At 41.7% G+C, this 16834-nt stretch carries 20 protein-coding genes; 18 read left to right on the top strand and 2 right to left on the bottom strand.

The window, feature by feature from the left end:
• The 13 genes from flhF to B4F91_RS08070 all read left to right on the top strand — a co-directional run.
• Positions 1 to 792 (top strand): flagellar biosynthesis protein FlhF (gene flhF / locus B4F91_RS08010; RefSeq protein ID WP_288635541.1); only part of this gene is annotated, 792 nt, incomplete at its 5' end.
• Positions 785 to 1645 carry a MinD/ParA family ATP-binding protein gene (locus B4F91_RS08015; protein ID WP_054983003.1) on the top strand — a complete coding sequence of 287 codons (861 nt, stop codon included), beginning with the start codon at positions 785 to 787 and terminating at the stop codon, positions 1643 to 1645. The genes flhF and B4F91_RS08015, both read left to right, overlap by 8 nt.
• A 2-nt stretch (positions 1646 to 1647) precedes the next feature.
• Positions 1648 to 2382, top strand: a complete 735-nt coding sequence (locus B4F91_RS08020; RefSeq protein ID WP_286938649.1) for an RNA polymerase sigma factor FliA — start codon at positions 1648 to 1650, stop codon at positions 2380 to 2382.
• A 41-nt stretch (positions 2383 to 2423) separates the two neighbouring features.
• Entirely contained in the window at positions 2424 to 2807 is a 384-nt protein-coding gene (cheY, locus tag B4F91_RS08025) for a chemotaxis response regulator CheY (RefSeq protein ID WP_004588308.1), read from the top strand.
• A gap of 15 nt (positions 2808 to 2822) precedes the next feature.
• Positions 2823 to 3590, top strand: a complete 768-nt coding sequence (locus tag B4F91_RS08030; RefSeq protein ID WP_054983004.1) for a protein phosphatase CheZ — start codon at positions 2823 to 2825, stop codon at positions 3588 to 3590.
• Positions 3591 to 3605: 15 nt separating this feature from the next.
• Positions 3606 to 5840 carry a chemotaxis protein CheA gene (locus B4F91_RS08035; RefSeq protein ID WP_286938650.1) on the top strand — a complete coding sequence of 745 codons (2235 nt, stop codon included), beginning with the start codon at positions 3606 to 3608 and terminating at the stop codon, positions 5838 to 5840.
• 51 nt (positions 5841 to 5891) lie between these two features.
• Positions 5892 to 7037 (top strand): protein-glutamate methylesterase/protein-glutamine glutaminase, encoded by a 1146-nt coding sequence (locus B4F91_RS08040; RefSeq protein ID WP_029773813.1) that lies wholly within the window; start codon positions 5892 to 5894, stop codon positions 7035 to 7037.
• Entirely contained in the window at positions 7030 to 7794 is a 765-nt protein-coding gene (locus tag B4F91_RS08045) for a flagellar motor protein (protein ID WP_286938651.1), read from the top strand. The genes B4F91_RS08040 and B4F91_RS08045 overlap by 8 nt, the downstream gene beginning before the upstream one ends.
• 5 nt (positions 7795 to 7799) lie before the next feature.
• Positions 7800 to 8765, top strand: a complete 966-nt coding sequence (locus B4F91_RS08050) for a flagellar motor protein MotB (protein ID WP_248450561.1) — start codon at positions 7800 to 7802, stop codon at positions 8763 to 8765.
• Positions 8766 to 8777: 12 nt separating this feature from the next.
• On the top strand, positions 8778 to 9548 hold the full coding sequence (locus B4F91_RS08055) for a ParA family protein (protein ID WP_004588314.1): 771 nt from the start codon (positions 8778 to 8780) through the stop codon (positions 9546 to 9548).
• Positions 9549 to 9551: 3 nt separating this feature from the next.
• A complete protein-coding gene (locus tag B4F91_RS08060; protein WP_004588315.1) occupies positions 9552 to 10334 on the top strand; it encodes a chemotaxis protein CheW in 783 nt (260 codons plus the stop codon).
• 24 nt (positions 10335 to 10358) lie between these two features.
• Positions 10359 to 10856: a chemotaxis protein CheW gene (locus tag B4F91_RS08065; RefSeq protein WP_004588316.1), complete on the top strand. Its 498-nt coding sequence runs from the start codon at positions 10359 to 10361 to the stop codon at positions 10854 to 10856.
• 17 nt (positions 10857 to 10873) lie between these two features.
• Positions 10874 to 11275: a DUF2802 domain-containing protein gene (locus B4F91_RS08070; RefSeq protein ID WP_004588317.1), complete on the top strand. Its 402-nt coding sequence runs from the start codon at positions 10874 to 10876 to the stop codon at positions 11273 to 11275.
• Positions 11276 to 11356: 81 nt separating this feature from the next.
• On the opposite strand, the gene B4F91_RS08075 is transcribed toward B4F91_RS08070, so the two are convergent.
• Entirely contained in the window at positions 11357 to 11677 is a 321-nt protein-coding gene (locus B4F91_RS08075; protein ID WP_064386709.1) for an EscU/YscU/HrcU family type III secretion system export apparatus switch protein, read from the bottom strand.
• A gap of 1 nt (position 11678) precedes the next feature.
• Entirely contained in the window at positions 11679 to 13991 is a 2313-nt protein-coding gene (locus B4F91_RS08080; RefSeq protein WP_288635546.1) for a flagellar hook-length control protein FliK, read from the bottom strand.
• Positions 13992 to 14104: 113 nt separating this feature from the next.
• On the opposite strand from B4F91_RS08080, the gene ccmA reads away from it, so the two are divergent.
• From ccmA to ccmE, 5 genes are read left to right on the top strand one after another with little or no spacing between them, the layout of a single operon-like run.
• A complete protein-coding gene (gene ccmA, locus B4F91_RS08085) occupies positions 14105 to 14725 on the top strand; it encodes a cytochrome c biogenesis heme-transporting ATPase CcmA (RefSeq protein WP_286938653.1) in 621 nt (206 codons plus the stop codon).
• The gene (ccmB, locus tag B4F91_RS08090; protein ID WP_004588321.1) at positions 14725 to 15411 is read left to right on the top strand and encodes a heme exporter protein CcmB; all 687 of its coding nucleotides are present in this window, start codon (positions 14725 to 14727) and stop codon (positions 15409 to 15411) included. The genes ccmA and ccmB overlap by 1 nt, the downstream gene beginning before the upstream one ends.
• Before the next feature lies 1 nt (position 15412).
• Positions 15413 to 16150, top strand: a complete 738-nt coding sequence (locus B4F91_RS08095) for a heme ABC transporter permease (protein WP_004588322.1) — start codon at positions 15413 to 15415, stop codon at positions 16148 to 16150.
• A gap of 3 nt (positions 16151 to 16153) precedes the next feature.
• A complete protein-coding gene (gene ccmD, locus B4F91_RS08100; RefSeq protein WP_004588323.1) occupies positions 16154 to 16357 on the top strand; it encodes a heme exporter protein CcmD in 204 nt (67 codons plus the stop codon).
• The gene (ccmE, locus tag B4F91_RS08105; RefSeq protein ID WP_248450567.1) at positions 16354 to 16833 is read left to right on the top strand and encodes a cytochrome c maturation protein CcmE; all 480 of its coding nucleotides are present in this window, start codon (positions 16354 to 16356) and stop codon (positions 16831 to 16833) included. The genes ccmD and ccmE overlap by 4 nt, the downstream gene beginning before the upstream one ends.
• The last annotated feature ends 1 nt before the right edge of the window (position 16834 follow it).

Here is a 16834-nt window from a genome sequence, read left to right on the forward strand (position 1 = left end):
ATAGATAAAGACGTTGCAGAGCAAATGGCGTGTTTTATCCCAGATGACGTATCGCGTCAGCAAGGTTGGAAAGCATTATTGCAAATGGTTGAAGATCAAATGCAAACCACCAATAACGAAATTCTTCGCCAAGGGGGTGTGTATGCCCTTGTTGGGCCTACTGGTGTAGGTAAAACAACCACAGTTGCTAAACTTGCCGCATTAGGCGCACAAAAGTATGGCGCCGACAAAGTTGCCCTAATCACCACTGATACATACAGAATTGGTGCGTATGAGCAGCTTGCAACGTATGGTCGTATTATTGGTTGTGGTGTTAAACAAGTAAAAGATGCCAATGAATTAGCTGAAGTTTTATATCATTTACGCAATAAGCGTCTAGTATTAATTGATACAGCGGGTATGAGCCAACGTGATTTACGCCTTACAGAGCAATTAAATACGTTAATGCGCAACCAGCGAGTAGATATACGTAGTTATTTAGTATTAAGTGCCACAGCACAAATAAATGTACTGCAAGAAACCGTAAGACATTTTAAAAAGGTTCAGCTAAGCGGTTGTATTTTCACTAAGTTAGATGAATCATTAAGTTTAGGTGAGATTATTAGTATAGCGATTCAAAATCGTCTTCCAATAGGGTATCTTACTAATGGTCAGCGCGTACCAGAAGATATTCGCGTTGCAAATGCTGAAAAACTAGTAAAAAAAGCTGAGCAATTGTATTTAAAAAGAGCAAAAGCACAACATTCAAGGCACCAAGCAGTGGCGCCAAGCACAGTAGGGATGTATGATTAACACAGTATTAGATCAAGCAAGCGGCCTGCGCAAAATGAGTCAAAACAACAACAACGGCGTAAAAGTTATCGCTGTCACCGGCGGTAAAGGAGGGGTGGGTAAAACCAACGTCTCTTTAAATACTGCTATTGCTTTAGGGCAGCAGGGTAATCGTGTATTAGTATTAGATGCCGATTTAGGCCTAGCTAATTGTGATGTAATGCTAGGACTACGTGTTGAAAAAAACTTATCTCATGTCCTTTCAGGCGAGTGCGAACTTGACGAGATTTTAGTTGAAGGCCCAGGCGGTATTAAAATCGTGCCTGCTACATCAGGCTCGCAAAGTATGGTGGAGCTAACCCCATCTGAGCATGCTGGGTTAATTCGTGCCTTTAGTGAGCTTAATACCGAATTTGATATTTTAATTGTAGATACCGCCGCTGGTATTTCTGACATGGTGCTGAGTTTTTCTCGTGCAGCGCAAGATGTCATGGTGGTGGTGTGTGATGAGCCGACCTCTATTACTGATGCCTACGCGCTTATTAAAGTACTTAGCCGCGAGCATGGCGTTTATAAATTTAAAATTGTTGCAAACATGGTGCGCAGTATGCGCGAGGGCCAAGAGCTTTTTGCAAAGCTCTCAAAAGTAACAGACCGCTTTTTAGATGTGTCTATGGAGCTTGTTGCGACTATTCCATATGATGAAAATATGCGTAAATCTACGCGTAAACAAAAAGTAATTGTCGATCTTTTCCCTAATTCACCAGCAGCAGTTGCGTTTAAAACATTAGCGACAAAAGCAGTAAAATGGCCTATACCTAATCAACCTTCAGGACATTTAGAGTTTTTCATTGAGAAGCTAGTAAACGGTTGATTATGACAACATCGGTGAAAAGAGCTATTGGATATCAATCAACACAAAATTTAAATGTGATTGTTGAAAAGCACGCGTCGCTTGTCAAAAAAGTGGCGTGCCATTTAATAGCTCGTCTTCCTCCTAGCGTTCAGCTTGATGACTTAATCCAATCGGGAATGATTGGCCTTATCGAGGCCTCAAAAAACTTTGACGCCAGTAAAGGGGCAAGCTTTGAAACGTTTGCTGGTATTCGTATTCGCGGTGCTATGCTTGATGAAATGCGCAGAGGGGATTGGGCACCACGTTCGGTGCACCGTAAAAGCCGTTTAGTCGCCGAAACCATCACAGAATTAGAAAATAGCTTAAATAGAGAACCAAAAGATACTGAAGTAGCTGAAAAACTTGATATTTCGCTAGAAGAATACCATCATATTTTAAATGATGTTAATTCCAGTAAAGTGCTTGGTATAGAAGACCTAGGGGTAGATGAAGATGTTATTAGCCCTGCAGGTCAAGATTTAGCGCTAGACAAACCATTTAATAATGTTAAAAATGAACGGTTTAATAATTCATTGTTAGAGGCAATAAAGTCTTTACCAGAGCGAGATGCAATGGTGCTTTCTTTGTATTACAACGATGAAATGAATTTAAAAGAAATTGGGCATATACTCGATGTAAGTGAATCGCGTGTAAGTCAGATACATGGTCAGGCGATGATTAAGCTCAAAGCAAAAATCAATGACTGGATAAACTAGTAGTAAGTAAATTATAGGTTAAGACCTCACCGGAGGATGTTTTGGATAAAAACATGAAAATTCTTGTTGTTGATGATTTCTCTACAATGAGACGTATTATAAAAAATCTGTTGCGTGACCTAGGGTTCACGAATGTTCAAGAAGCTGACGATGGTTCTACAGCATTACCTATGTTGCAAAATCAGGTTTTTGACTTTGTTGTAACCGATTGGAACATGCCAGGCATGCAGGGTATTGACTTGCTAAGAGCCATTAGAGCTGACGAAAAATTAAAACATATTCCGGTTTTAATGGTGACGGCAGAAGCTAAAAAAGAACAAATAATAGCGGCAGCGCAAGCAGGTGTTAATGGCTATATTGTTAAGCCATTTACTGCTGGTACTTTGAAAACTAAATTAGAAAAAGTGTTTGAACGCTTAGGTTAATGAGAGGAGAGGCTTATGTCAGCACCAGCTGCGCCTCAAATTACTTTAGAACAAGCTCGTCAGCTCGTCGTTTTTTTAGAAAACGGTGAGCAAGATAAAGCAGATCAATTAATTTTAGATACTGCCTCTCAAGAGCAATCGCAGCTTTTTGCTGAAGTAGGTAAGTTAACACGCCAATTACACGAAGCCCTTAAAAGCTTTGAACTTGATACGCGTTTAACCGATTTAACCACTGATGCAATTCCGGATGCGAAAAAGCGCTTAAACTATGTCATGGAAATGACAGAAAATGCAGCTAATAAGACAATGGATGCGGTCGAAGCAAGCCTCCCTATTGCGCAGCAGCTAGCAGATGAAATTGCACATATTAAGCCTACTTGGGATAGGCTTATGAACCGTGAGATAGAGCTGGGCGAGTTTAAAACCTTATGCCACAGCATCGACAAGTTTATGAACAGCTCTCATCATAAAACCGATGAGTTGCAAACTTTAATGACCAATGTACTAATGGCGCAGGATTTTCAAGATTTAACCGGCCAGGTTATCCGCCGTGTAATTGAATTAGTCAGAGAAGTAGAAGAAAGTTTAATCCACCTTTTAACAGCATTTGCTGCACAAGATGACAGCATTGCTGAAAGTAAAGAACAACAAGAAACAGAAGAACAGGTTGCCGCACAAACATTAGCAGGTCCTGAAGGCCCTATTATTGATAAAGAGTCGCGAAATGATGTTGTATCTGACCAAGACGAGGTCGATGACCTATTATCAAGTTTGGGCTTCTAAGAGGAGAGTAACTGCATGAGCTTTGAAGTCGATGAAGATATTTTACAAGACTTTCTTGTAGAGGCTGGAGAAATCCTAGAGCTTTTATCTGAACAGTTAGTTGAGCTAGAAAATAACCCAGAAGATACTGAGTTACTAAATGCTATTTTTAGGGGCTTTCATACCGTAAAAGGGGGAGCAGGCTTTTTAGCTATGACTGAGCTTGTTGATGCCTGTCATGGTGCTGAAAACGTATTTGATCTCTTACGCCAAGGGGTTAGAACTGTTAATTCAGAATTAATGGATGTGATTTTACAAGCACTAGATACCATTAATGAAATGTTTGCCACTATTCAAAACCGCGAACAGCCAGACCCAGCAGACCCTCAATTATTAGAAACCCTTCATAAACTCGGCCAACCGCCTACGGATGACGAGCTTACTGAAACAGCCCCCGAAGTTGTTGAACAAGAACCCGCAGCTCCCGTTAGCGCAGAAGATGATGAAGACCCATTTGCATTTGATGAACTATTTGATGTGGCAGGTTCAAGCCCTTCAGCAGATAGCACGCAAATTGATGAAATTACAGAAGATGAATTTGAAAGCTTACTCGATGAGCTACACGGCAAAGGCCAAAGCCCGGTGTCGCAACCAAGTGCAAGTGCAAGTGCAGAGCCAGATTCAAGTTCAGATATTACCGATGATGAATTTGACAGTTTATTAGATGAATTACACGGTGTAGGTAGTTTTGGTCCTGTTGCAGGAGATACCTCAAGTAGTGAGCCAGAAGTAAAACACACAGCACCACCAGCGGCTGTTACAAATGATAGCGGTGATGATGAAATCAGCGATGATGAATTTGAAGCACTGCTTGATGAACTGCACGGTAAAGGCGCCGCACCAGAATCAAAAGAAGCTGACACACCTGCACCGCAGCCACCTAAGGCTGCACCTGTAGCACAAACGCCAGTAAAACCTACGCCAGAAAAGCCTACGCCAGCACCTGCAGCAAAACAAGCTCCGGCGGCAAAAGCCGCTGCGCCTACACCTAAAGTGGCTGAAAAACCAGCGAGTAGCGCTGCACCTAAAAAAGCTACGCCTCCACCTGCTGAAACAACAGTACGTGTTGATACAAAGCGTTTAGACCAAATAATGAATATGGTTGGCGAGTTGGTATTAGTACGAAATAGGTTGGTCAGTTTAGCGACCAATACAGACAGTGAAGCGATGGGTAAGGCGATATCAAATCTTGATGTGGTCACTGCTGATATTCAAGGTGCAGTAATGCAAACGCGAATGCAGCCTATCAAAAAAGTGTTTGGCCGATTCCCTCGCGTAGTACGTGACTTAGCCCGTAGCTTAAATAAAGAAATTGATTTACAGCTTGTAGGTGAAGAAACCGATTTAGATAAAAACTTAGTTGAGGCACTGGCCGATCCGTTGGTGCATTTAGTACGAAACTCAGTTGACCATGGTATTGAAATGCCAGCAGCGCGTGAAGCTGCGGGTAAGCCTAGAACTGGTAACGTTACATTATCGGCTTCGCAAGAAGGCGACCATATTTTGTTAACCATTAAAGATGATGGTGCAGGTATGGATGCGGAAAAACTGAAAAAAATAGCGATCAGTAAAGGCGTTATTGACCATGATCAGGCAAGTCGCTTATCAGATACAGAAGCGTATAACTTAATATTTGCACCAGGCTTTTCGACCAAAGAAGAGATATCTGATATTTCTGGCCGTGGCGTAGGCATGGATGTAGTAAAAACTAAAATTACGCAGCTTAATGGCTCTGTGAGTATACAGTCAGAGTTGGGCGTAGGGACTATTTTAGAGATAAAAGTACCATTAACACTGGCTATTTTACCTACGCTGATGGTTATTGTTGGTGAGCAAACGTTTGCGTTACCACTTGCTGGTGTGAGTGAAATATTCCACTTAGATTTAACCAAAACCAATGTGGTAGATGGTCAGCTTACAATTATTGTTCGTAAAAAAGCGATACCGCTATTTTACTTAGAGCATTGGCTAGTCAAAGGTGCTGATTGTTCTCAGCGAAAAGCGCAAGGTCATGTGGTAATTGTACAAATAGGTACTCAGCAAGTTGGCTTTGTGGTTGATTCATTAATTGGCCAAGAAGAAGTTGTTATTAAGCCTCTTGATGCGTTATTACAAGGTACGCCTGGAATGGCTGGTGCAACAATTACATCTGACGGTGGCATTGCGCTGATTCTGGATGTACCTAATATGCTTAAGCATTACGCAGGATAAAATGTAGGCATACCTGTGTATGCCTACACATAAATTTAATAAGAGAGCGCAATGGCCGTAAAAGTTTTAGTTGTTGACGATTCCAGTTTTTTTCGCCGTCGAGTAAGCGAAATTCTTGAACAAGACAGCGGTATTGAAGTAATAGGTTTTGCTGTTAACGGTAGAGAAGCCGTAGAAAAAACAGCGCAGTTACGTCCAGATATGATCACCATGGATGTAGAAATGCCTGTGCTTGATGGTATTAGCGCAGTAAAAGAAATTATGGCGAGTAACCCAACGCCAATACTTATGTTTTCTTCATTAACCCGCGACGGTGCAACCGCAACTTTAGATGCACTTGATGCCGGAGCTATGGACTTTTTACCGAAAAAGTTTGAAGACATTGCACGAAATAACGAAGATGCAATCAAGTTATTACAAGCCAAAGTGAAGGAAATTGGTCGCAGGCGTGCACCACGCCCTGTTAGGCCATTAACATCAAGTAAGACTACTGCTCCACCTGCAAGCAAACTAGCCACAACAAGCTCATCGCTTAAACAACCTGATAGAAGCTTTCAACGTGCTGCCCCAGTGCAGACAACAACTACACCCAGTATGCCCACGCGTGCCAGCGGTAAACACTATCAAATAGTGGCTATTGGCACTTCAACTGGCGGGCCAGTTGCTTTACAAACTATATTAACCCAATTACCTGCTAACTTTGCACACCCTATTTTGTTAATTCAGCACATGCCGGCGGCATTTACGCCTGCGTTTGCGGCACGTTTAAATAGCCTTTGCAAAATACGCGTTAAAGAAGCGCAACAAGGTGACAGGCTAGAAGCCGGCACAGCCTACTTAGCACCTGGTGGACAGCAAATGATGGTAGAGGGGCGAAGTGGTAACAAAACGTTGCGTGTATTTGAAGATAATAGTGAACGAATAAGCTACAAACCAAGCGTTGATGTGACTTTTGCAAGTGTTGCTAAAAGCTACCAAGGAGACGTACTTGCTATTGTTTTAACCGGCATGGGCGCTGATGGACGTGATGGCGCGCGAATGCTTAAGCAATCTGGCGCAACCATTTGGGCGCAAGATGAAAAAAGCTGTGTGGTATACGGTATGCCTCAAGCTATTGCCAACGCTGGGCTTGCCTCTGAGCATTTAGCGTTAAACGACGTAGCAGCAAGAATAAAAAGAGAGACTGGTTGTGGATAAGCTCTCTGTTGTAGGGTTAATCATTGCGCTGGGCGCTATAGCGATTGGTTACTCTTTAGAGGGTGGCGTTGTCACGGCGTTATTTAATGGCCCTGCACTTATTATTGTACTTGGCGGCACCTTAGGGGCTGTTATGTTGCAAACGGCGACAAGCACCTTTAAAAAAACGCTAAGCATGAGCCATTGGGTATTTTTTTCACCCCAGTACAATATTGAGCAAGCCATAGAGCAAATTAAAACGTGGTCGCATAAAGCTCGCCAGGAAGGGTACTTAGCGCTTGAAAAAGAGGCACTTAGTCACCCAGATCCTTATGCAGCAAAAGGGCTTAGTTTACTAGTAGATGGGTGTTCGGAGCAAAAGCTACGCGACACCTTAGAAATAGATTTAATGCTTGAACGAGACCGCTTACTTGAAGCAAGTAGAGTGTACGAAGCCATGGGCGGATATAGCCCAACTATAGGCATTTTAGGGGCTGTACTTGGTCTTATTCAAGCAATGTCATTTATTACTGACCCTCAAAAGCTAGGTGCAGGGGTCGCCACCGCATTTATTGCAACAATATATGGGGTGGGTTTAGCTAACTTATTATTTTTACCTATGGCCAATAAGCTTAAGCAGCGAGTGGAGCAAAAAATGCTTTACCATGAAATGATGGCCGAAGGGGTGATTGCTATAAGCCTTGGCGAAAGTCCTATTAACATAGAATTAAAGCTTGAAGCTTATCGCACAGAGCGCCCTAATGTCGTGGTAGAGTAACTTTTATGTTACGCCGGCGCTTACGTCAATCAGCTGAAAAAAATCAACATACAGAACGTTGGTTAGTCTCTTATGCTGATTACATGACCATTATGTTTGCCTTTTTTGTGGTTATGTATGCCATTGCCATAAATAAAGAAGAAAGTTTTCAAATCCTCTCCGACTCCCTAGAACAGGTTTTTGACAAATCAGCAAGACAACAATCGCAACAAGGTGAGGGCGTGACAGGCGAAGGGCTACTTACTGACCGTGTTACCCCAGAGCAAGAGATATTGTACGGTGAGAGCATTCAAAAACAGGAGTCTGGCCCAGAGCTGCTAGATGGACATAGTGATACAAGCAATATAAAACAAAAACATTTAGGTAAACCACTCGATAGTTTGTTAACTAAACTACATTCAGCACTTATTGATGAAATTCGTGATGGAGAAGCCAGTTTAGAGCTCAACCAAGATTGGCTTATTATTGAGCTGAGTTCAGGAATGCTGTTCTCAAGTGGTAGCTCTGTGGCCCATGCGCGAGCTAAGCAAGTCGTAAAAATTGTAAAAGATATTATTGCCCCAGTAGATAACTACATAAGGGTAAGAGGTTACACAGATAACGAAAGTATTCGCAATGAAATGTTTCGCTCTAACTGGGAGTTGTCAGTTGCACGGGCGACCTCTATTTTAGTTGAATTAGAAACGTTAGGAATTAACCCAGCGCGAATGGCAATCGAGGGGTATGGGCAATACTCACCTTTTGCCGATAACGACACCGCAGCGGGTAGAGCAGAGAATCGTAAAGTTGTTATTGCGCTTTCTAAGTATGGCTTAGTACAACAAACCACCGAAAATGAAGCTGAGCCTGATGAGCAAGTGCAACAAGCTGCGCCTGAGCCAGAGGTCGAACTTCCCTCTGATGATAACTCTATTAAAATAATTCGTTTACCTCATGGTGGCATCAGAATCACCACGCGCAATGAACAGTAATTAGGACTTAATGTGAAGATTTGGACAGTAGCAAATCAAAAGGGCGGTGTAGGTAAAACCACAACGGCTGTCAGTCTTGCTGGTATTTTGGCCTTGCAAGGTAAACGCGTATTACTCATTGATACCGACCCTCACGCCTCACTAACGTACTATTTTGGTATTGATTCTGAAGATTTAGAAGTCAGTGTGTACGATATTTTTGCTCGCGGCACCTCAATGCAAAGTGAAGAAATACTTCAAGCATTGTGCCCCTCTACCATGGAAAACCTAGATATATTGCCCGCGACGATGGCTATAGCAACCCTCGATAGAAGTATGGGTAATAAAACGGGGATGGGCTTAATTTTAAAAAAAACACTTGCAAAAATTAGTGAACATTACGATTATGCGCTGCTTGATTGCCCGCCAGTTTTAGGTGTTTTAATGGTGAACGCATTAGCCGCCAGCGAACGTATTTTAGTGCCTGTGCAAACTGAGTTTTTGGCGCTCAAAGGGCTTGATAGAATGATGCGCACTATGGAATTAATGCAAAGCTCTCAAGCGAAACAGTACCAATATACTATAATCCCTACTATGTATGATAAGCGCACAAAAGCGTCGCTTGAAGCCTACAAAACGTTACAAAATACATATAAAGATAAAGTATGGCCAGGGGTGATCCCCGTTGATACAAAGTTTAGAGATGCAAGCCTTGCACAAAAGGTACCCATAGAGTTTTGCCCACGTTCGCGTGGGGTTTACGCTTATAAAGCGTTATTAGATTATTTAATTGGACAAGGTTAATGAATGAGTAAGCAATTATTTGCTAATGAAAAAGTAATGACTCAATACTTAGGGGCGCTATTATGCGAAGACGAACCTGAGGAAAACCTTGAGCCTGTAGCAAAGCTACTTGAGCAAGTACCTAGTGCCTTACAAAACGACGAAGTACTTTTAAAGCCCAAAGCGCAATTAAAAGTAACCGAGCAGCTTTATTCTGAGCAAGTAAAAGAGAGTAATAGCGAGGCTGACGCCACTATTTCGCCACCGGCACCTATTGAGCCTGAGCCAGTAGAGACAGCTGAGGTGCAAACCCAGTTAAGTACAGAACCTGCTCCTTTATTACATAGCCAAGAAGATTACTTTGAAGGTGAATTTCAGGCTCTGTTTTTTGAAGTGGCTGGCTTAACATTGGCTGTTCCTTTGAAAGCGCTTGGAGGAATTCATCAATTAGGTGAAGTAAATCATTTATTTGGTAAGCCAAAGTGGTTTAAAGGCGTTATGCTTAATAGAGATGAAAAGCTAAACGTAGTTGATACTGCCCGTTGGGTAATGCCTGAAAAGTACGATGAAAAGTTAGAGGCGTCTCTTAATTATCAGTATTTAATAACCTTAGGCGATAGCAACTGGGGTTTATTGGCCGAAAAGTTAATAAATAACATTACATTGAGTAAAGAAGATGTAAAATGGCGAAAAAACAGTGGCAAACGCCCTTGGCTTGCCGGTGTTATTAAAGAAAAAATGTGTGCTTTAATAGATGTAGATAATTTAAATGCACTATTAGAAAAAGGCTTAGATAGCCGTCAGTAGTAACGACCATTACGGGGTAACAGCATGAGCGAAGATAGACTATTATCAGCGAATAAAAACGCAGATAACAACGATGAGATTTTACAGTGGGTAACGTTTAAGCTTGAAGAAGAAACGTATGGCGTAAACGTAATGCAGGTGCAAGAAATTTTACGTTATACCGAAATTGCCCCAGTACCTGGTGCACCTTCATACGTTATTGGCATTATAAATTTACGTGGTAACGTAGTCACTGTTATTGATACTCGTGCACGCTTTGGTTTGCCTGCTGCAGATGCAACTGATAACTCTCGCATTTTAATTATTGAAGCAGAAGAGCAAGTAATTGGTATTTTAGCTGATAGTGTTTCTGAAGTTGTGTATTTACGCAGCTCTGAAATAGACAGCGCCCCAAATGTTGGTACCGAAGAAAGCGCTAAGTTTATCCAAGGTGTATGTAACCGCGATAACGAATTACTTATTTTAGTCGATTTAAATAAATTACTTAGCGATGACGAATGGGATGAGTTAAGCGATATTTAAGCTTTACCACTAAAATTATGTTGTTACTCAGTATTGCAATAGCAGCGCTAGGGATAGGTTTAATATCGCTGGCGCTAATTGTTGCATTAAAAAATAAACAGTCGGCGGAGCTTAATGCGGTATCACAGCAATTAAAAGATACCTCAGAGCAAACACATATATTACGCAGTGAAGTGTCTGAGCTCAGAACAGGGCTTTTAAGTATTGGTAAGCGCGTACTTGAAGTTGAGCAACAAAATCAAGAGTTGATGCAACAACAAGCTGCCCAAAAATATGATGACCCAGACGCAAAAATATATTCTCGTGCTGTTAAAATGGTTGAGCTTGGCGCAGATTTAGATGAGGTGATACGCGAGTGCGAGCTTCCTAGGGCTGAGGCTGAACTATTATTTTCGTTACATAAACAAAAAGACGCCTAGCGTCTTTTTTGCTTTTAACTACACGTAATACCAATGTGCAGTAATACTTAATAAAGGGGGAGATATAATTCATCCACCTAGTTATGCCTTTACATTTAGCTTACCTTGAAAGTCTTGCCAGCCAGGTGGGAACTGCCCACGAAGCACGTACGAAAAAGCAATCAATTCAGCAATAACATAATAAAGCTCTTTAGGTATTTCCTCTCCTAATTCTAAGTGAGAGAGTGTTTTAGCAAGTGCTTCATCTTGGTGGATCATAATGCCTTTTTGTTTCGCTGCTGCGATTATTTCATCGGCCAACTCGCCAAACCCTTTTACACTTACCGCGGGGGTATTTCCTGCTTCATACAACAGGCCAATCGCGGATTTATTATTTGCTGCTAAATTAGAGGTGTCAGTCATGTTAAACCTTAATATTTATAATGGCATGCGATTGATAAAACGCTTGATGACTAGCATCTCCGCGTTTTAAGTTTAGCTCGCCAACTTGCAAGCCATGCTGAGCTAATTTAGCCCTGAGGCTATCTAAATGAGGGTGTGCAATTGCACTTACTTCTTGGCTAGAGGCAAGCAGCTGGCAATCGAGCGCTTTGTCCATAAGCTCAGCCACTATTTGTAATTGCCCTTGCTGTGCATAATCAAAATTTAATCTAACAAACCACACGTTTTTTTCGGTTTTATCTACACTGGCTTTTTTATATTGCCCTAAGGTTATCTCTGTTTGTCCCGCTTCAGGAGGAAGTTTCATCGGAAATAAAAACTGTGCTAGCGGGTTTGTGTCGCTTTGTTGGTTTGGCGTAGTTACTTGTACTTGGCTAAGGGTATTTTTAACTTGTAGCAGCTCTGGGGCAAGCTCTTGTATTTGTGTTTGTTGAAGTTGCTCTAATAGTTTATCCGCGCCATTACCTACTTTAAAAGTAGGTAAAAGCACATTAAGTAGGGCATCCACGCCTGTGTGGTTATTAAACGTTAGCGAAGTACTTGGTTGGCTTATTATTGGCGCCGCTAAAATAGTAACCGCAAGTTGCTCAAGCCCTTTTGTAAAGCTACTTTGTAGTGTGTCGTTTGGCGTAGTAAGCGGCTGTAAGGTACTTAAAAGCTCTCGCTGTATTGTGGCTGGGTGCACATTAGTACTGGAGACCATTCTATTAAAAGCTTGATTTACTAAACGCGTAAGATCAGGTGTATTTTGTGTCGCTTTACTTGCTATGTCAGTAATTTGGCTACTCAACAATGTCTTAGGGTTGGAAGCACTATTTGGGCGCTCACTCTCTGTTGGCAAATTTAAAAGCGAGGTTAAAAGTTTAGCTTCTGTTGGTTTTAACTGCTGACTTACAGTTGTGTTAAAAAGCGAGTGAGACAAGCTGGGTTGATTGGGAGTATTTACCTGTGAAGTTGTGGCATGTAGTGTTTTTAAACTCAGCGGCGCAGAAGCGTTGCCTTGCGTACTTACATTTGTTGGTTGGGCGCTCACTGCTTGGGGCTGAGCTGTATTGTTTGCTGATTGCCATAACGTCACACTCGCCTTTAATTGCTGGGTTATTTGCACTAAAGGAGGCAGCTGCGCAAAGTGTTTAGCTAAAGGGCTGTTAGGGGTAAAAGAATGATTAGCCACTTCTGCGGTTATATTTAGCTTGCTTAAATTAGGGTTTGTTAGCGTGTTTATTGGTGTCGGCGTTTTATTTACATCAAACTTAGCTTGTTGAGCCTGCAAAGGTGACGTTTTACTCGCAAAGGGTTTGTTTTCAAAGTATTTAACGGCATCGTTAATTCGCGTTTTTAAATCGCTAAAGCTACTTTGTAACCACGACTTTATAGGGCTTTGTGCACTTAACTGCGGGCTTGTTTTATCAGCGGGGGTACTGGCTGCATTTTGCTGCTGTGATAAAACCAAGTCGGTAAAGGGTTTACTAAATGAGTTATTAAGTGCGACCTGCATTTTAGGTAAGTTAGTTTTAATGAGCAGCTTATCTGCTTGATTGGTAATATTGACTGCCACGGGCTTGCTAGGCAATTCACTAAGCTGTTTATTGGTTATCGGGGTTGTGAACGAGCCGCTATGCTGAGGGTGCGAAATAATAGCTAATTTAGGCGTTGCTTGTAGTTGCGCGCTGGGCAGTAAGTTAGTTAATAGCTGCGAAATTTTATGCTGGCTGAGAGTTTGAGTATGAACAGTGTCAGCAAAGCGGTTAATAACATTTATTTGTGCGCCTTTATTGGTTGTATTAATAAGTACCTGTAATGGCTGCTCGGTATTTAACAGCTGTGCGGTTTCTTTGTTAATTGCGATACTGGCATTAAGGCTAGGTATCATAAGTTGCGGTGACGGCGAAAGCTGTACATTGACTGGCAAGGGTTTACTTTGTATTTCACTACCGGTACTAACATAATTTAAAAAACGCTGCAGTTGTGATGCGTTGTTAAGTGTAATATTGGTATTGTGGGGAGTAATATTTAGCTGCTTTCCATCAGCGCTGAGCTGTATGTTAGCACTTGCTATTTTGTCTGTATTTTGAGGGGCATGCGTTATGCCTAAGCGTAGTGTTTGCCAGTGTTTATCAATTAAAACATCGAGTGTAATTGAGCCTTTTGAAAACTGAATATTTTTAGCCGCAAGTACCTGCTCGGGTAATTGTACTAATTCGTGCGAAGTGCTCGGGGCGCTTTGGTTATTAACCAATGAATTAGATAATGTGATTTGCGTTGGATTATTCATTATTTTAAATCAAGTTTTCGCTAATTTTCGTGAATCGATTTTAAAGCAATATTCGTATTACCCTATCATTATGGTAGACTAACGCCTAATTTTTGGCATAGAGAAACGTCATCTTGTTACACATTAAGTCCGTCACCTGCATCAAGCAAGAACGTTGTTTGTTTGCGGATCTTAATTTTAGCCTAAATAGCGGTCAAATCATGCAATTAGCAGGTCCTAACGGGGCTGGCAAAACATCATTATTGCGTATTGTCGCAGGCTTTAGTGTGCCTGATGAAGGCGCTATTTTTTATAACCAGCAAGCTATTACCAAGCATTATGAAGAGTACGCCACAGACCTGCTATTTATAGGCCATAAAACCGGTGTCAATGTGCAGCTCAGCGCATTGGAAAACGCACGCCATTGGTTACACATTAACGGCTATACAAATGAGCCCGACTTATATCCAATTTTAGCTAAGCTTGGCTTAGTGGGCCTTGAAGATGTGCCGGTAAGAATGCTCTCTGCAGGGCAGCAGCGTCGTGTCGCTTTAGTGCGATTATGGTTAAGCGATGCAAAACTATGGGTGCTTGATGAACCCTTTACTGCACTTGATAAAAATGGCGTTGCATTTTTACAACAACGTTTTTCTGAGCATTTAAAAAGTGGTGGCGCTATTTTACTAACAACCCATCAAGATTTAACAACACAGTTTGAAAACCTACAAACGGTGACCTTGGAGTATCGTTACTGATGACTCGTCAACATTCATATTGGCTGCTGTTTAGTGCGGTATTTAGTAAAGATGTAAAGCTTGCGTTTCGCCAGCGTGCTGAAATTATCAATCCTATCTTGTTTTTTCTCATTGTTATTTCTTTATTTCCGTTAGCAATTGGCCCAGAGCCCGGTCTATTAAACAGAATGGCGCCAGGTATTATTTGGGTAGCAGCTTTGCTCTCTACCATGCTTGGACTCGATAAATTATTCAGAGACGACTATAACGATGGCTCGTTAGAGCAGTTAATTGCTTCATCGTACCCGCTATCACTCACCGTGTTGGCTAAAGTCGCGGCGCATTGGGTTGTTACCGGTTTACCATTAGTATTAATGACACCGTTATTTGCTTTATTGCTTAATTTAGAGAGCTCTGCGCTGTTAGCGACCGTATTAACATTATTATTAGGCACGCCATTATTAAGCTTTATTGGTGCAATTGGGGCTGGCCTTACTGTGGGATTACAAAAAGGCGGCATTTTAATGAGCCTATTAGTGTTGCCTTTGTATATTCCTGTTTTAATTTTTGCAACGTCAGCCATTGATACCAGTACTATGTCGCTGGATTATAGCGGGCAGCTTGCCATTCTTGGGGCCATGTTAGTAGTTGCTATTATGTGCGCACCCATCGCCATATCGTCAGCATTAAAAGTGAGTGTAAGTTAATATGTGGAAGTGGTTACATCCCTACGCAAAAGCAGAGCGCGCATATCAATTATGTAATACGTTACTGCCTTATTTTGCCGTTGTTACGGTTATAAGTATGCTTGTTGGTTGGATTTGGGGCTTAGGTTTTGCACCAGCTGATTATCAACAAAAAGACAGCTACCGTATTATTTTCATTCATGTTCCATCGGCTATTTTGTCTATGGGCGCATACTCTTCTATGGCTATAGCAGCTATTGTCGCTTTAGTGTGGCAATTACGTAACGCTGAACTTGCTGTAATTGCGATTGCCCCAGTGGGAGCATGTGTTACAGCTATTGCCTTAATTACCGGCGCTGCATGGGGTAAACCTATGTGGGGTGCTTGGTGGGTATGGGATGCACGTTTAACCTCTGAACTTATTTTATTGTTTTTATACTTAGGCGTGCTGTCGCTTTACCATGCCTTTGAAGATAAAAAATCAGCAGGGCGCGCAGCGTCTATTTTAGCCATTGTAGGGGTAATTAATTTACCTGTTATTCACTACTCCGTAGAGTGGTGGAACACTCTGCACCAAGGCGCAACAATCACAAAGCTTGATACAAAAGCCATTGACCCAAGTATGTTTTGGCCGCTTATGGTAAATATTTTAGCGTTTGCAGCGTTTGTGGGCACTGTAACGTTAATTCGCCTTAAAAATGAAATATTACAACGTGAAAAGCATCGACCTTGGGTTCGAGCCTTGTTAAGTAAGGGGTAAATTATGCAGTTTGACTCTTTTTCTGATTTTATTGCAATGGGAGGCTACGGGTTTTACGTGTGGCTTTCATTTGGTACATGCGCCTTAATTTTGTTAGGCATTTTATTTAGCTCTTTACGTGATACAAAACGTATTATGGCCTCAGTAGAGCAGCAAGTTGCGCGCGAAGCGCGAATTAAAAAAGCGAAGCAGGAACAAATCTCATGAACCCAAGACGTAAAAAACGCCTATTGGTAATTATTGCAGTACTGTTTGGTATTGGTGCCTCTGTAGGCCTAGTGCTTTATGCGCTACAAGAAAACATAAACTTATTTTATACACCAAGCGAGCTAATAGACGGCAAAGGCCCAGATAAAGAAAAACCGCAAATAGGGCAAAAGTTGCGTATTGGCGGTATGGTTGTGCCGGGTTCTGTCATTCGTAATGAACAAAGTTTAGAAGTCAGCTTTAAACTGATTGATACCGGGCCATTAGTAACAATTAAATACCAAGGCATTTTGCCTGACTTATTTCGCGAAGGCCAAGGTATTGTAGCGCAAGGTGTGCTTGTAGAACCAAACGTGATTGAAGCTTTTGAAGTACTGGCTAAGCATGATGAAGAATACATGCCAGCAGAAGTAGCAGAAGCCGTAAAAGGAATTAAACACGAAAAACCAAAATACAACCTAGATAGCGGTAGCTAAT

The sequence above is a fragment of the Pseudoalteromonas sp. UBA6610 genome, from assembly GCF_002433295.1.
GTDB lineage: Bacteria > Pseudomonadota > Gammaproteobacteria > Enterobacterales > Alteromonadaceae > Pseudoalteromonas > Pseudoalteromonas atlantica.

Coding starts and splice junctions, on each gene's coding strand:
- B4F91_RS08080 (WP_288635546.1), bottom strand. CDS start 13,991: ATGAATAATCCAACGCAAATCACATTATCTAATTCATTGGTTAATAAC.
- B4F91_RS08020 (WP_286938649.1), top strand. CDS start 1,648: ATGACAACATCGGTGAAAAGAGCTATTGGATATCAATCAACACAAAAT.
- ccmD (WP_004588323.1), top strand. CDS start 16,154: ATGCAGTTTGACTCTTTTTCTGATTTTATTGCAATGGGAGGCTACGGG.
- B4F91_RS08015 (WP_054983003.1), top strand. CDS start 785: ATGATTAACACAGTATTAGATCAAGCAAGCGGCCTGCGCAAAATGAGT.
- B4F91_RS08065 (WP_004588316.1), top strand. CDS start 10,359: ATGAGCGAAGATAGACTATTATCAGCGAATAAAAACGCAGATAACAAC.
- B4F91_RS08040 (WP_029773813.1), top strand. CDS start 5,892: ATGGCCGTAAAAGTTTTAGTTGTTGACGATTCCAGTTTTTTTCGCCGT.
- ccmE (WP_248450567.1), top strand. CDS start 16,354: ATGAACCCAAGACGTAAAAAACGCCTATTGGTAATTATTGCAGTACTG.
- B4F91_RS08075 (WP_064386709.1), bottom strand. CDS start 11,677: ATGACTGACACCTCTAATTTAGCAGCAAATAATAAATCCGCGATTGGC.
- B4F91_RS08060 (WP_004588315.1), top strand. CDS start 9,552: ATGAGTAAGCAATTATTTGCTAATGAAAAAGTAATGACTCAATACTTA.
- B4F91_RS08035 (WP_286938650.1), top strand. CDS start 3,606: ATGAGCTTTGAAGTCGATGAAGATATTTTACAAGACTTTCTTGTAGAG.
- B4F91_RS08070 (WP_004588317.1), top strand. CDS start 10,874: ATGTTGTTACTCAGTATTGCAATAGCAGCGCTAGGGATAGGTTTAATA.
- B4F91_RS08095 (WP_004588322.1), top strand. CDS start 15,413: ATGTGGAAGTGGTTACATCCCTACGCAAAAGCAGAGCGCGCATATCAA.
- ccmB (WP_004588321.1), top strand. CDS start 14,725: ATGACTCGTCAACATTCATATTGGCTGCTGTTTAGTGCGGTATTTAGT.
- B4F91_RS08050 (WP_248450561.1), top strand. CDS start 7,800: ATGTTACGCCGGCGCTTACGTCAATCAGCTGAAAAAAATCAACATACA.
- B4F91_RS08030 (WP_054983004.1), top strand. CDS start 2,823: ATGTCAGCACCAGCTGCGCCTCAAATTACTTTAGAACAAGCTCGTCAG.